Origin of the sequence: Pseudomonas sp. FSL W5-0203 (genome assembly GCF_001896155.1) — a bacterium.
Taxonomy (GTDB): Bacteria; Pseudomonadota; Gammaproteobacteria; order Pseudomonadales; family Pseudomonadaceae; genus Aquipseudomonas; species Aquipseudomonas paracarnis.
The window spans coordinates 65,077-78,670 of sequence record NZ_MPOR01000014.1 but is presented as its reverse complement, the minus strand read 5'-3'; the positions used below and the strand labels follow the sequence as shown (position 1 = coordinate 78,670).

Below are 13,594 nucleotides of genomic sequence, written 5' to 3'. Positions count from 1 at the left end.
TCGTCTATCCTCAAACCCACCACTGCGACACCAAACCACACCCGCCCTTTTTACTTATCCCCCCCGATCAGGCTAAATACCCGCCTGATCGTTTAACCCTACGGATTATCCGCCATGGCCCGTCAACGCTTTGCAATTGCCTGGATCGCCTGCCTTGCAGTGCTGTTCAATGCGTTTGCCATGCCGTTGGCCAGTGCGATGCAGCAGACGGATGACCCGATCAAGCGTCTGATGTGGGGCGGGTTCTGTTCGTCCAATGGCGCGAGCCTCAAGGCGATTGCCCTGGGCAAGCTGGAAATCCCGGCGCCGCCGGATGATCACTCGGCTATGCAGCATTGCTGGTGTTGCTCGGGTTCGGCGCCGTTGGTGGCGTTGCCAGGGCATGTGCCGCAGTTGTATGTGACGCGCTTCGAGGCGGTGCAGAGCCTGCCGCCGCGCTTATTGCGCAATCCCACCCCGCGCCAGCAATGGCCAAGCCTTAACCCCCGCGCCTCTCCAACGGTCTGAGCTTCTTCGCAAGTGAACTGCGTTTAGAACCGTTCTGGAGAACTGCCATGCTTAAATCTTCCCTGCTTCTGGCCGCGTTGCTGCTGCCGGTGTTCAGTGCTGCCAATGCCGATGACTACAAGGCCGGCGACTTGGAGGTCAGCAATCCCTGGTCCCAGGAATTGCCGCCGAATGCGCCCACCGTCGCGGCGTACTTTGTGATTCACAATACTGGGGAGACGGCAGATCGCCTGCTCAGTGCCGAGACGCCCTTGGCGGAGAAAGCCGAATTGCATGAGCACGTAATGCAAGGCGACCTGATGAAGATGCAACAGGTGCCCAACGTGGACGTACCAGCCAAGGGTGAACTGACCTTCGCGCCAATGGCCTATCACGTCATGCTGCTGGGCCTCAAGGACCGCAGCCTGCTCGCCGATGGCAAGCAATTCCCGCTGACCCTCACCTTCGAGAAAGCCGGCAAGGTCGAGGTGCAAGTGTCGGTGCATAAAGCGCCACCGATGGCTGGCCACGAGCATATGCACGCTCAGTAAGCCAACCTCGATGGGCGCTCCTCGCGCCAGGTTGTCTCCCCACTACCGCGTGAAGCGCGGCAGTTGGATCAGCCTGTTCGCCATGCTGATGATCTTTATCGGTCCGCTGATTTCCCAGGCGATGCCGATGGATCATCACGCCGGTATGTCCATGGAAATGCCCATGGATATGCCGAGCGACCACGGTGAATCCCATCACACCCAAGCTCCAGCCGAACACCACGCACTCTGGGCCAAGTGCGGCTATTGCGACCTGCTATTCAGCTGCCCGGCCCTGCCCGGCAGTGTGTCGTTCGTGGCCCTCGGCACCCCGCCGCCCGCCAACGCCCTCACACCCGCCACGCGCCTGGGCCATGCCCGGCAGAGCATCTTCCCCGGCGCCCGTAGCCGTGCGCCGCCCATCGTTTCGTAAGCCCTTCACAGCGTTACTTCACCCCGGCCGACTTTAGACAGACAGCCGCAGGCTGCTGGCCGTGTTGTTTACGATTGATTGATGGAATTTGTCATGTCCAGGTTTTCTGCTGACACCCGTTTGGGAAGTACTGCCCTGCTCACCGCCTTATGCGGCGCACTATTGGCTGCCCACGCTCACGCCGACGAGCATGAGCTGAGCCCCACCGTCATCACCGCGATCGCCCCTAGCTCACCGCTGACCGTGGTCACCAACCCCAAAGACCCGCGCCAACCGGTGCCCGCCAGCGATGGCGGCGACTACCTCAAGACCATCCCCGGCTTCGCCCTGGTGCGCAACGGCGGCACCAATGGCGATCCGGTGCTGCGCGGCATGTTCGGCTCGCGCCTGAATATCCTCACCAACGGCGGCATGATGCTCGGCGCCTGCCCGGGCCGCATGGATGCGCCAACTTCGTACATTTCGCCGGAAACCTACGACAAGCTCACCGTAATCAAAGGCCCGCAAACCGTGCTCTGGGGCCCGGGCGCGTCTGCCGGCACCATCCTGTTCGAGCGTGAGCCGGAGCAGTTCGGCGAGCTGGGCACACGGGTCAACGCCAGCGTATTGGCCGGCTCCAACGGGCGTTTCGACAAGGTCATCGATGCCGCTGCCGGCGGGCCATTGGGCTACGTGCGGGTGATCGGCAACCAGGCCCATGCCGACGACTACAAGGACGGCAACAACGACACCGTCGCCTCGCGCTATGACAAGTGGAACGGTGACGTGGCCGTGGGTTTCACGCCCGACGCCGACACCCTGCTGGAACTCACCGCCGGGCGTGGCGACGGCGAGGCGCGCTACGCCGGGCGCGGCATGGACGGCTCGCAGTTTCTGCGCGAAAGCCTGGGGCTGCGTTTCGAAAAGTCCAATATCGGTGAGGTGCTGGATAAGGTCGAGGCCCAGGTCTACTACAACTACGCCGATCATGTGATGGACAACTACAGCCTGCGTGTCCCTTCGGGCACCGGCATGATGGCGGGCCCCATGGCGTCCAACGTCGACCGCCGCACCCTTGGCGCACGCATCAAGGCCACCTGGCGCTGGGCGGATGTGCAATTGATCAGCGGCCTGGATGCGCAGACCAATGAACACCGTGCGCGCAGCAGCATGGGCATCGACACGTATAAGGATTTGCCGCGCAACAAGGACGCCAATTTCCACAACTACGGTGTGTTCGGCGAACTGACCTGGTACGCCGCCGACAACGATCGCCTGATCACCGGCGCGCGCTTGGACCGCGCCTCGGCCAAGGACTTCCGTCAACGCACCGGCTCGGGAATGATGTCGCGCCCGAACCCGACCGCCGGCGACACCCGCGCCGATACATTGCCCTCGGGCTTTGTGCGTTATGAGCACGACCTGGCGGACAGCCCCACCACGCTGTATGCCGGCCTGGGCCACGCGGAACGTTTCCCGGATTACTGGGAGCTGTTTTCCCCCAACACCGGCGCGGCCGGTTCGGTGAATGCCTTCGACGGCGTGAAGCCCGAGAAAACCACCCAGCTCGACTTCGGTGCCCAGTACAAGAGCGCCGACCTGGAAGCCTGGGTGTCGGGCTATGTCGGCCAGGTGCGCGACTTCATCCTGTTCGACTACAGGCCCGGCATGATGGGCACCACCTCCCAGGCGCGCAATGTGGACGCACGCATCATGGGCGGCGAAGTGGGCGCAGCGTACAAGCTGAGCCAACACTGGAAAGCCGACGCCAGCCTCGCCTATGCCTGGGGCAAGAACAGCAGCGACGGCAAGGCCCTGCCACAAATGCCACCGCTGGACACGCGCCTGGGCCTGACCTACAGCGAAGACGATTGGAGCGCTGGTGCGTTGTGGAGGGTGGTCGCGGCGCAACACCGTATCGACCCGAACAAAGGCAACGTGGTCGGCAAGGACTACGACAAGAGTGGCGGCTTCGGCGTGTTCTCGCTGAACGCGGCCTACCGCATCAACAAGCACTTCAAGGTCAGCACCGGCGTCGACAACTTGTTTGGCAAGGCCTACGCCGAGCATCTGAACCTGGCCGGTAACGCAGGCTTCGGTTACCCAGCCAACGACCCGCAGGCCATCAAGGAGCCGGGGCGTACGCTCTGGACCAAGGTAGACATGAGCTTCTAAAAGCATCGCAGGCAAGCCAGCTCCCACAGGTGCAATACAGTCCCCTGTGGGAGCTGGCTTGCCTGCGATGGCGGTGTAACAGACCAAGAAAAATCAAAAGCCTTATGCGGAGCACCCGATGACCACACAAAAAATTTCCTTCTACAATCTGGCCTGGCGCTGGCACTTTTACGCCGGCCTCTTCGTCGCCCCCTTCATGGTGCTGCTGGCCCTCACCGGCATCATCTACCTGTTCAAACCCCAGCTCGACCCGCTGATGTACGGCCATCTGCTCACCGTGCCCGCCGCCGAACACGCGCTGAGCGCCGACGAGCAACTGCAGCGCGCCCAGGCCGCCTACCCCCACGCCGCGATCAGCAAATACCTGCCCCCTGCCGACGCCACTCGCAGCGCGCAGTTCGTGATGCGCAACGATGCCCACGAAGTGACGGTGTTCATCGACCCCTATCGCGGCACCGTCCTCGGTGAGCAGGACGCAAACAACAACCTGCAAGCCATCGTCCGCGCCCTGCACGGCGAACTGATGATCGGCACCGTCGGCGATCGCCTGATCGAACTCGCCGCCGGCTGGGGCGTGATGCTGGTGGTGTCCGGCCTGTACCTGTGGTGGCCGCGGGGCAAGTCCTCGGCCGGCGTGTTATGGCCGCGCTTCGGCAGCCGTGGCCGCTTGTTCTGGCGTGACCTGCACGCTGTCGCCGGGTTCTGGGGCGCGGCGTTCCTGCTGGTGATGCTGCTCAGCGGCATGACCTGGACCGGTTTCTGGGGCAAGCAATATGCCGACCTGTGGAACACCTTCCCAGCCGCGATGTGGAACAGCGTGCCGCAGTCCGACCAGCAGGCCCGTGTGCTCAACACGGCCACCCAGCAAACCGTGCCCTGGGCCCTGGAAAACACGCCGATGCCAATGTCCGGCGACCACGCCGAGCATATGAATCACGGCGCAATGCACGCAGGCCCGGCCGCACCCACGGTGCGCCTGCAACAGGTGGTCGACCTGGCCAACACACGCAAGGTCGAGCCCGGCTACAGCATTACCTTCCCCACCACCGCCTCCGGTGTATTCACCGTCGCGGTGTTCGCCGACGACCCGCGCAACGACGCCACCCTGCACGTGGACCAGTACACCGGCAAGGTCCTGGCCGATGTGCGCTGGGATCATTACAACCTGGTCGCACGCGCCACCGAGACCGGCGTGATGCTGCACGAAGGCAAGATGTTCGGCTGGGTCAACCAACTGATCGTGCTGGTGATCTGCCTGATGATTCTGCTCAGTGCGGTCAGCGGCGTGGTGATCTGGTGGAAGCGCCGGCCCCAGGGTGGACTGGGTGTACCGCCGCTGCGCCACGACCTGCCCAAGTGGAAAACCGCGATGGCGATCATGCTCGGGCTGGCGATCATTTTCCCGTTGGTAGGGGCTTCGTTGGTCCTGGTGTGGGCGCTGGATCGCTTGCTGCTGTCACGCATTAGCGCAACCGCCTGAAGCATTGTCGCCCAACGCCCTCTTTTGAAGCCTGCCGTGCACCCAACGGCCTCCGTGGCGCCAACCTGGTGCGCCACGGAGCGGCTTTACCTCCCGAACCCGCCGGTAAACCCGTGTCTGGCGTAGCAGGCACAGCCCTTGCAAAGCCCTGTGTATCTGCCCCACAACAATTATCGGTACACGGAGATCGCACCATGAAGCGTCGCAGCTTGATCAAGGCTTTCACTTTGTCGGCATCCATTGCCGCCATGGGTTTGACCTGGACCGTCCAGGCCGCCGAGACCATCAAGGTCGGCATCCTGCACTCGTTGTCCGGGACCATGGCGATCTCCGAAACCTCGCTCAAAGACATGGCGCTGATGACCATCGACGAGATCAACGCCAAAGGCGGGGTGAACGGCAAGATGCTCGAACCGGTGGTGGTAGACCCAGCGTCCAACTGGCCGCTGTTCGCCGAGAAAGGCCGCCAACTGCTGACCCAGGACAAGGTCGCCGTGGTGTTCGGCTGCTGGACCTCAGTGTCGCGTAAATCGGTGTTGCCGGTGTTTGAAGAACTCAACGGTTTGCTGTTCTACCCGGTGCAGTACGAAGGTGAAGAGATGTCGCCCAACGTGTTCTATACCGGTGCGGCGCCGAACCAGCAGGCGATCCCGGCGGTGGAATACCTGATGAGCGAAGAAGGCGGCAGCGCCAAGCGTTTCTTCCTGCTCGGCACCGACTATGTGTACCCGCGCACCACCAACAAGATCCTGCGCTCGTTCCTGCATTCCAAAGGCGTGGCGGATAAAGACATCGAAGAGGTCTACACCCCGTTCGGCCACGCCGATTACCAGACCATCGTCGCCAACATCAAGAAGTTCTCCGCCGGTGGCAAGACGGCTGTGGTCTCCACCGTCAATGGCGACTCCAACGTGCCGTTCTACAAAGAACTGGCCAACCAAGGCTTGAAAGCCACCGAGGTACCGGTGGTGGCGTTCTCGGTGGGTGAAGAAGAACTGCGTGGCATCGACACCAAGCCGTTGGTGGGCAACCTCGCGGCCTGGAACTACTTCCAGTCGGTGGAAAACCCGGTGAACCAGAAGTTCGTGGCCGACTGGAAAGCCTACGCCAAGAAACACAACCTGCCGGGCGCCGACAAAGCCGTGACCAACGACCCGATGGAAGCCACCTATGTGGGCATCCATATGTGGGCGCAGGCGGCGGAAAAAGCCAAGTCCACCGACGTCGACAAAGTGCGTGAAGCCCTGGGCGGCCAGACCTTCGCCGCGCCGTCGGGCTTCACCCTGACCATGGACAAGACCAACCACCACCTGCACAAGCCGGTGATGATCGGTGAGATCCAGGCCGACGGGCAGTTCTCGGTGGTGTGGCAGACCGAAGCGCCGATTCGTGCGCAGCCGTGGAGCCCCTACATCCCGGGCAATGACAAAAAGCCGGACTATGCCGTGAAGAGCAACTAACGCCCCCCACAGCTCGAATGTAGGACATGGTCACTGTGGGCGCTGGCTTGCCTGCGATGCAAACAACTCGGTGTGCCTGACACACCGCAGCGATGCCATCGCAGGCAAGCCAGCCCCCACACAGCCTGCTCCCACACTGTCCCCGCATGATCAGGACATTTTGCTATGCCCACTGCCCTCCACCGCCTTATCCTCGCCGTGCTGCTGGTGCTGCCCTTTGGCGCACACGCCAGCGACGCCGAAGACTTCCTTGCCGCCAACCCGGTGCAGCAAGCCAAACTCCTGCAGGACTGGGCCGCCCACCCCGACCCAACGCGTATCGAGTTGGTGGACGCCCTTGAGCAAGGTCAACTCATGCTCAACGGCGAAACCAAGACCGTGCGCCTGAACAACCGCCTGCGCGGCTTGATCAATAACGTGCAAGCCAGCCAGCAACTGCTCGCCGCCGACCCCAAGGTGCGCCTGGACGCAGCGCGCACCCTGCAAAAAAGCGCGGTACCTGCACAACTTAAATTCCTCGACCAGCAGGTCGCCGCCGAAACGGATGAGCAGGTGCACAGCGCCCTGAGCCTGGCCCTGGCCAACCTGCAATTGGTCGACCCCGACCCGGTGGTGCGCCTGGCAGCCGTGCGCTTGCTCGGCAGCACCGGCGACCCGCTGGCCCGCACGCGCCTTGAAGCGCTGCTGGCGCCAGGCGTGGAAGCCGACGCCGCCGTGCACACCGCCGCTGAAACCAGCCTGGCCCAGGTCAAACGCAAACTGATGATGGGTGAAATCCTCGGCCAGGCGTTCAGCGGCATGTCCCTGGGCTCGATCCTGCTGTTGGCGGCCCTGGGCCTGGCGATCACCTTCGGCCTGCTCGGCGTGATCAACATGGCTCACGGCGAGATGCTGATGCTCGGCGCCTACTCCACCTATGTGGTGCAGTTGATGATGCAGCGCTATGTGCCCCAGGCCATCGAGTTCTACCCGTTGATCGCGTTGCCGGTGGCGTTTTTTGTCACCGCGGCCATCGGCATGGCGCTGGAACGCACAGTCATCCGTCACTTGTATGGCCGCCCACTGGAAACCCTGCTCGCCACCTGGGGCATCAGCCTGATGCTGATCCAGCTGGTGCGCCTGGTGTTCGGCGCGCAGAACGTCGAAGTGTCGAACCCGGCCTGGCTGTCTGGCGGCATCCAGGTACTGCCCAACCTGGTGCTGCCGTACAACCGCATCGTCATCATTGCCTTCGCGCTGTTCGTGGTGGTGCTCACCTGGCTGCTGCTGAACAAGACGCGCCTGGGTCTGAACGTGCGCGCCGTCACCCAGAACCGCAACATGGCGGCTTGCTGCGGCGTGCCCACCGGGCGTGTGGACATGCTCGCCTTCGGCCTCGGTTCCGGCATCGCGGGCCTTGGCGGCGTGGCGCTGAGCCAGATCGGCAACGTCGGCCCGGACCTGGGCCAGAGCTACATCATCGACTCGTTCCTGGTGGTGGTGCTCGGCGGCGTCGGCCAGTTGGCCGGCAGTGTCATGGCCGCCTTTGGCCTGGGGATCGCCAACAAGATCCTCGAACCCCAGATCGGCGCCGTGCTCGGCAAGATCCTGATCCTCGCGCTGATCATTCTGTTTATCCAGAAACGCCCGCAAGGACTCTTCGCACTGAAAGGACGGGTGATCGACTGATGAACCAGCCATTGATGCTTACGGCCACGCAAAAGGCCGGCCCCAAGGTCACGATTGCAGTCGGCGCAGTCATCCTGCTCCTGCTGCTGGCGTTGCCCCTGTGCTCGCTCTTGTCTGCCGACAACCCGCTGCATGTGTCGGCCTACACCTTGACCCTGGTGGGCAAGATTCTCTGTTACGCCATCGTCGCCCTGGCGCTGGACCTGGTGTGGGGTTACGCCGGGATGTTGTCCCTGGGCCACGGTTTGTTCTTCGCCCTGGGCGGCTACGCCATGGGCATGTACTTGATGCGCCAGGCGGCAGGCAGCGAGTTGCCGGCGTTCATGACCTTTTTGTCCTGGACCGAATTGCCCTGGTACTGGGCCGGCACCGACCACTTCCTGTGGGCGTTGTGCCTGGTGGTACTGGCCCCCGGGGTGCTGGCGTTGGTGTTCGGTTTCTTCGCCTTCCGCTCGCGAATCAAGGGCGTGTATTTCTCGATCATGACCCAGGCCCTGACGTTCGCGGGGATGCTGTTGTTCTTTCGCAACGAGACCGGGTTCGGCGGCAACAACGGCTTTACCAACTTCCGCAGCATCTTAGGTTTTGGCATCACTGAACCGGGCACGCGGGCGGTGTTGTTTTTCGCCACGGTGTTGTTGCTGGTGGCCAGCCTCTACATCGGCTGGCGCCTGGCGAAGAGCAAGTTCGGGCGCGTGCTCACCGCCCTGCGCGATGCCGAGAACCGCCTGATGTTCTGCGGTTACGACCCACGCGGTTTCAAGCTGTTCGTGTGGGTGTTGAGCGCAGTGTTGTGCGGCCTTGCCGGTGCGCTGTATGTGCCGCAAGTGGGCATCATCAACCCCAGCGAAATGTCACCGACCAACTCCATCGAAGCCGCCGTGTGGGTAGCGCTGGGCGGGCGTGGCACGCTGATCGGGCCGCTGCTCGGCGCCGGTGTGGTCAATGGCATGAAGAGTTGGTTCACCGTGGCCTTCCCCGAGTACTGGCTGTTCTTCCTGGGGGCGCTGTTCATTATCGTCACCCTGTACCTGCCCAAGGGCGTTATCGGCCTGCTGAAGAAATGAGGAACGTCATGCTTGAACCTATTTTCGACGCAGGCAGCGGCCGCGATGCGATTGGCATCGGCCAGGTCGCGGGCAAAGGGCTCAACACCCGCCACGGTACCATTCTGACCCTGGAAGATATCAGCGTCAGCTTTGACGGTTTCAAGGCCCTCAACGACCTGAACCTGTACATCGGCGTTGGCGAATTGCGCTGCATCATCGGCCCCAACGGCGCGGGCAAGACCACGCTGATGGACGTGATCACCGGCAAGACCCGGCCCAGCCACGGCAAGGCCTGGTTTGGCGAAACCCTGGACCTGACGCGCATGAGCGAAGTGCAAATCGCCCAGGCCGGCATCGGGCGCAAATTCCAGAAGCCCACGGTGTTCGAAGCCCTCAGCGTGTTCGAAAACCTGGAGCTGGCGCAGAAGACCGACAAGTCGGTGTGGGCCAGCTTGCGAGCGCGCCTCAACGGCGAGCAAAAAGACCGCATCGAGGAAGTGCTCGACACCATCCGCCTCACCGCCTCGGTGCATCGCCCAGCCGGTTTGCTGTCCCACGGCCAGAAGCAGTTCCTGGAAATCGGCATGTTGCTGATGCAAGACCCGCAACTGTTGCTGCTCGATGAACCAGTGGCGGGCATGACCGACGCCGAGACCGAGTTCACCGCCGAACTGTTCAAGCGCCTGGCCGGCAAGCACTCGTTGATGGTGGTGGAACACGACATGGGGTTTGTCGGCTCGATTGCCGACCATGTGACTGTGTTGCACCAGGGCAGCGTGCTGGCCGAAGGGTCGCTGGAACAGGTGCAGGAAAATGAGCGGGTGATCGAGGTTTACCTCGGCCGCTAACGCTGACACGAACGGCTGTATGTGGGAGCTGGCTTGCCTGCGATAGCGGTTTACCTGACACACCGGGTCGCCTGCATCGCAGGCAAGCCAGCTCCCACAGTTGATCCGGCTCCCGCAGGGGGATTGAGGAGGTTTTGAGAATGCTGCAAGTCGACAAGCTGCACCAGTATTACGGCGGTAGCCACATTCTGCGCGGGCTGTCCTTCGACGTGAAGGTCGGCGAAGTCACCTGCCTGCTCGGGCGTAACGGCGTGGGCAAGACCACCCTGCTCAAGTGCCTGATGGGTCTGCTGCCAGCCAAGGAAGGCGCGGTGAACTGGGAAGGCAAGGCCATCACCGGCTTCAAGCCGCACCAGCGCGTACATGCCGGCATCGCCTACGTGCCCCAGGGCCGGGAGATATTCGGGCGGCTGACCGTAGAAGAAAACCTGCTGATGGGACTATCGCGTTTCCCCCGTTCCGAAGCCAAAGAGGTGCCGGCCTTCATCTACGAACTGTTCCCGGTATTGCTGCAAATGAAGCACCGCCGCGGCGGCGATTTATCCGGGGGCCAACAACAACAGTTGGCGATTGGCCGCGCCCTGGCGAGCCGCCCGCGCCTGTTGATTCTCGATGAGCCCACCGAAGGCATCCAGCCGTCGGTCATCAAGGAAATCGGCGCGGTGATCAAGAAGCTCGCGGAGCGCGGCGACATGGCGATCCTGTTGGTGGAGCAGTTCTATGACTTTGCCGCTGAACTGGCTGACCAGTACCTGGTGATGTCCCGTGGCGAAATCGTGCAGCAGGGCCGTGGTGAAAATATGGAAAGCGAGGGTGTGCGTGGGCTGGTAACCATCTAATCTGTAGCCTCCTAACGATAAGCACACGCCATGAACCTGCCCATTACCCCTGCCCTCTTCACGCCCAGCTGGCACGCCGAGCTGGAACTCGGCTACGCGCGTGTCAAAGACACCACACGCCCGGTATTGCGCCGCCACCTTGGCCCGCTGCGCGTGCAAAAACATTTGTACGCCGAAGGCCCTGAGGTGTGCCAGCACATCATCGTGCACCCACCCGGCGGGATTGCCGGTGGCGATCGCCTGGACATCAGCGCCCATGTGGGCACGGGTGCCTGGGCACAACTGACCAGCCCCGGCGCCGCCAAGTGGTACCGCGCCAGCGGCCCGGCGTATCAGCAACTTGAACTGACTGTGGAGGCCGGCGCGACCCTGGAATGGCTGCCTCAGGAAACCATCGTGTTCAGCGCGGCCCAGGCCGAACTCACCACGCGAATCGAGCTGTTGGGCGATGCACGGTTGTTCTATTGGGATGTGGTCGCCCTGGGGCGCCCGGCCAGTGGCGAACGGTTCGACCTGGGCCATTTTCAATCGCACCTGGACATTCGCCGCGACGGCCAGTTGCTCTGGCATGAGCGCCAGCGCATTGTGGGCGCCGATGGGTTGCTGGATTCGCCTATCGGGCTGGATGGGCAGCCGGTGTTTGCCACATTGTTGGTGACCGGTGAGATCGAACCTGAATTATTGGAACAATGCCGCTCACTACCCCACGCGGTGCGCGGTGACCTGACCCAACTGCCCGGCTTGCTGGTGGCGCGGTGCCTGGCCAGTGAAGCGCTGCTGGCGCGGGGGTGGTTGATTGATTTATGGCGGCTTTTGCGACCGGCCGTACTCGGCAGGGAAGCGATATCACCAAGAATCTGGAGCACATGAAGATCAAACTGTGGAGCCAGCTCCCACATAAATCAGCTTCACATGGGATCTTCTATGTATTTAAGAATGAATTTTATGAAGGACCCTGAACCATGGACCTGACCCCTCGGGAAAAAGACAAACTGCTGATCTTCACCGCAGGCCTGGTCGCCGAACGGCGCCTGGCACGCGGAGTGAAGCTCAACTACCCGGAGACCATCGCCTATATCTCCGCCGCCCTGATGGAGGGCGCCCGCGATGGCCGCACGGTGGCCGACCTGATGCACTACGGCACCACCCTGCTCAGCCGCGAACAGGTTATGGAAGGCATCCCGGAAATGATCCCGGATATCCAGGTGGAAGCCACGTTCCCCGACGGCACCAAGCTGGTCACCGTCCACCAGCCCATTGCCTGAGGCGCAGCCATGATTCGTGATGCAACCGAACACGACCTGCCGGCAATCCGCGCCATTTACAACGACGCGGTGTTGAACACCACGGCGATCTGGAACGAGCAACCGGTGGACCTGGCCAACCGCCAGGCCTGGTTCAGTGCGCGCCAGGCGCAGCAATACCCGATCCTGGTGGCGGTGGACAACGACGAAGTCACCGGCTACGCCTCATTCGGCGACTGGCGCCCCTTCGAAGGCTTCCGCTACAGCGTCGAACACTCGGTATACGTGCGCAATGACCAGCGTGGCAAAGGCCTCGGCCCACACCTGATGCAGGCCCTGATCGAGCGCGCCCGCAGCTGCGGCAAGCACGTCATGGTCGCCGCCATCGAAAGTGGCAACCTGGCCTCGATCCGCCTGCATGAGCGCCTGGGCTTCGTGACTACCGGGCAAATGCCGCAAGTGGGCATCAAGTTCGGCCGCTGGCTGGACCTGACCTTTATGCAACTGACCTTGAACCCGGGCGCACAACCGCCCAAGGAGTGACATCGATGAGCGCTGCACAACTGCGTCGAGTCAATGCGGAAAGTTTTGCCCACTACCGCCGGGGCTTGATCGAGCTGTTGCTGGACGCGGTGCAGCACGGCGCGTCGGTGGGCTTCATGGCCGACTTCGATGAGGCCCAGGCCCGGGACTACCTGAGCGGCGTGCAAGCCGGTGTCGAGGACACCAGCCTGCTGCTGTGGGTGGTGGTGCGCGACGAGCAGGTGATCGCCAGCGTGCAATTGGCGTTGTGCCAGAAAGCCAACGGTCTGAACCGCGCCGAGGTGCAAAAGTTGCTGGTGCACAGCAGCGCCCGTCGCCATGGCCTGGGCCAGCAATTGATGAATACCCTGGAACTCGCCGCGCGCCAGCACAAGCGTGGCCTGCTGTACCTGGACACCGAGGCCGGCTCCGGCGCCGAAGCCTTTTACCAGTCGCTGCGCTACACCAAAATCGGTGAGCTGCCCGACTATTGCCAAAGCCCGGACGGGCGCTACAGCCCGACCGCCATCTACTTCAAGACCCTGGGGCAACCTGCATGATTCCTGGTGAATATCAGATCCAGCCTGGCGAGATCGAACTGAATGTCGGCCGCCGCACCCTCACCCTCGGCGTGGCCAACAGCGGCGACCGGCCGATCCAGGTGGGCTCGCATTACCACTTTTTCGAGACCAATGACGCGCTGGAATTCGACCGAGCGGCCAGCCGTGGCATGCGCCTGAATATTCCGGCGGGCACGGCGGTGCGGTTTGAGCCGGGGCAGCGTCGGGAGGTGGAGTTGGTGGATTTGGGTGGTGGGCGGCGGGTATTTGGGTTTGCAGGGCGGGTCATGGGCGACCTTTAGGGCCTCATCGCAGGCAAGC

At 62.7% G+C, this 13,594-nt stretch carries 15 protein-coding genes; all 15 read left to right on the top strand.

What is annotated here, in order from left to right; all coding sequences use genetic code 11:
- The first annotated feature begins 114 nt into the window (after positions 1 to 114).
- The 15 genes from BOP96_RS14860 to BOP96_RS14790 all read left to right on the top strand — a co-directional run bounded on the left by BOP96_RS14860 (position 115) and on the right by BOP96_RS14790 (position 13,575).
- Positions 115 to 507, top strand: coding sequence for a DUF2946 domain-containing protein (locus BOP96_RS14860; protein ID WP_003188156.1), 393 nt, complete (start codon positions 115 to 117; stop codon positions 505 to 507).
- A gap of 47 nt (positions 508 to 554) precedes the next feature.
- Positions 555 to 1,037 (top strand): copper chaperone PCu(A)C, encoded by a 483-nt coding sequence (locus BOP96_RS14855; RefSeq protein WP_032904022.1) that lies wholly within the window; start codon positions 555 to 557, stop codon positions 1,035 to 1,037.
- A 10-nt stretch (positions 1,038 to 1,047) separates the two neighbouring features.
- Complete coding sequence (locus BOP96_RS14850) at positions 1,048 to 1,449, top strand: DUF2946 domain-containing protein (protein ID WP_032873444.1); 402 nt, start codon at positions 1,048 to 1,050, stop codon at positions 1,447 to 1,449.
- A gap of 93 nt (positions 1,450 to 1,542) precedes the next feature.
- A complete protein-coding gene (locus tag BOP96_RS14845) occupies positions 1,543 to 3,603 on the top strand; it encodes a TonB-dependent copper receptor (protein ID WP_014716715.1) in 2,061 nt (686 codons plus the stop codon).
- 118 nt (positions 3,604 to 3,721) lie between these two features.
- The gene (locus tag BOP96_RS14840; protein ID WP_073453168.1) at positions 3,722 to 5,083 is read left to right on the top strand and encodes a PepSY-associated TM helix domain-containing protein; all 1,362 of its coding nucleotides are present in this window, start codon (positions 3,722 to 3,724) and stop codon (positions 5,081 to 5,083) included.
- Positions 5,084 to 5,277: 194 nt separating this feature from the next.
- Entirely contained in the window at positions 5,278 to 6,543 is a 1,266-nt protein-coding gene (urtA, locus tag BOP96_RS14835) for an urea ABC transporter substrate-binding protein (protein WP_003188149.1), read from the top strand.
- Between the two features lie 165 nt (positions 6,544 to 6,708).
- Positions 6,709 to 8,211 carry an urea ABC transporter permease subunit UrtB gene (gene urtB, locus BOP96_RS14830; RefSeq protein WP_032904025.1) on the top strand — a complete coding sequence of 501 codons (1,503 nt, stop codon included), beginning with the start codon at positions 6,709 to 6,711 and terminating at the stop codon, positions 8,209 to 8,211.
- Positions 8,211 to 9,278 (top strand): urea ABC transporter permease subunit UrtC, encoded by a 1,068-nt coding sequence (gene urtC, locus BOP96_RS14825; protein ID WP_034126400.1) that lies wholly within the window; start codon positions 8,211 to 8,213, stop codon positions 9,276 to 9,278. The genes urtB and urtC overlap by 1 nt, the downstream gene beginning before the upstream one ends.
- Positions 9,275 to 10,108 carry an urea ABC transporter ATP-binding protein UrtD gene (gene urtD, locus BOP96_RS14820; protein WP_014716710.1) on the top strand — a complete coding sequence of 278 codons (834 nt, stop codon included), beginning with the start codon at positions 9,275 to 9,277 and terminating at the stop codon, positions 10,106 to 10,108. Before urtC ends, urtD begins: the two co-directional genes overlap by 4 nt.
- Positions 10,109 to 10,248: 140 nt before the next feature.
- On the top strand, positions 10,249 to 10,947 hold the full coding sequence (gene urtE, locus BOP96_RS14815) for an urea ABC transporter ATP-binding subunit UrtE (RefSeq protein WP_073453166.1): 699 nt from the start codon (positions 10,249 to 10,251) through the stop codon (positions 10,945 to 10,947).
- A 30-nt stretch (positions 10,948 to 10,977) separates the two neighbouring features.
- Positions 10,978 to 11,817, top strand: coding sequence for an urease accessory protein UreD (locus BOP96_RS14810; RefSeq protein WP_014716708.1), 840 nt, complete (start codon positions 10,978 to 10,980; stop codon positions 11,815 to 11,817).
- Between the two features lie 92 nt (positions 11,818 to 11,909).
- Entirely contained in the window at positions 11,910 to 12,212 is a 303-nt protein-coding gene (gene ureA / locus BOP96_RS14805) for an urease subunit gamma (RefSeq protein WP_003171437.1), read from the top strand.
- Positions 12,213 to 12,221: 9 nt separating this feature from the next.
- Positions 12,222 to 12,734: a GNAT family N-acetyltransferase gene (locus BOP96_RS14800; protein WP_019818288.1), complete on the top strand. Its 513-nt coding sequence runs from the start codon at positions 12,222 to 12,224 to the stop codon at positions 12,732 to 12,734.
- A 5-nt stretch (positions 12,735 to 12,739) separates the two neighbouring features.
- Positions 12,740 to 13,273, top strand: coding sequence for a GNAT family N-acetyltransferase (locus BOP96_RS14795; RefSeq protein ID WP_020301611.1), 534 nt, complete (start codon positions 12,740 to 12,742; stop codon positions 13,271 to 13,273).
- Positions 13,270 to 13,575 carry an urease subunit beta gene (locus BOP96_RS14790; RefSeq protein ID WP_003188134.1) on the top strand — a complete coding sequence of 102 codons (306 nt, stop codon included), beginning with the start codon at positions 13,270 to 13,272 and terminating at the stop codon, positions 13,573 to 13,575. The genes BOP96_RS14795 and BOP96_RS14790 overlap by 4 nt, the downstream gene beginning before the upstream one ends.
- The last annotated feature ends 19 nt before the right edge of the window (positions 13,576 to 13,594 follow it).

Coding starts and splice junctions, on each gene's coding strand:
- BOP96_RS14860 (WP_003188156.1), top strand. CDS start 115: ATGGCCCGTCAACGCTTTGCAATTGCCTGGATCGCCTGCCTTGCAGTG.
- BOP96_RS14855 (WP_032904022.1), top strand. CDS start 555: ATGCTTAAATCTTCCCTGCTTCTGGCCGCGTTGCTGCTGCCGGTGTTC.
- BOP96_RS14850 (WP_032873444.1), top strand. CDS start 1,048: ATGGGCGCTCCTCGCGCCAGGTTGTCTCCCCACTACCGCGTGAAGCGC.
- BOP96_RS14845 (WP_014716715.1), top strand. CDS start 1,543: ATGTCCAGGTTTTCTGCTGACACCCGTTTGGGAAGTACTGCCCTGCTC.
- BOP96_RS14840 (WP_073453168.1), top strand. CDS start 3,722: ATGACCACACAAAAAATTTCCTTCTACAATCTGGCCTGGCGCTGGCAC.
- urtA (WP_003188149.1), top strand. CDS start 5,278: ATGAAGCGTCGCAGCTTGATCAAGGCTTTCACTTTGTCGGCATCCATT.
- urtB (WP_032904025.1), top strand. CDS start 6,709: ATGCCCACTGCCCTCCACCGCCTTATCCTCGCCGTGCTGCTGGTGCTG.
- urtC (WP_034126400.1), top strand. CDS start 8,211: ATGAACCAGCCATTGATGCTTACGGCCACGCAAAAGGCCGGCCCCAAG.
- urtD (WP_014716710.1), top strand. CDS start 9,275: ATGAGGAACGTCATGCTTGAACCTATTTTCGACGCAGGCAGCGGCCGC.
- urtE (WP_073453166.1), top strand. CDS start 10,249: ATGCTGCAAGTCGACAAGCTGCACCAGTATTACGGCGGTAGCCACATT.
- BOP96_RS14810 (WP_014716708.1), top strand. CDS start 10,978: ATGAACCTGCCCATTACCCCTGCCCTCTTCACGCCCAGCTGGCACGCC.
- ureA (WP_003171437.1), top strand. CDS start 11,910: ATGGACCTGACCCCTCGGGAAAAAGACAAACTGCTGATCTTCACCGCA.
- BOP96_RS14800 (WP_019818288.1), top strand. CDS start 12,222: ATGATTCGTGATGCAACCGAACACGACCTGCCGGCAATCCGCGCCATT.
- BOP96_RS14795 (WP_020301611.1), top strand. CDS start 12,740: ATGAGCGCTGCACAACTGCGTCGAGTCAATGCGGAAAGTTTTGCCCAC.
- BOP96_RS14790 (WP_003188134.1), top strand. CDS start 13,270: ATGATTCCTGGTGAATATCAGATCCAGCCTGGCGAGATCGAACTGAAT.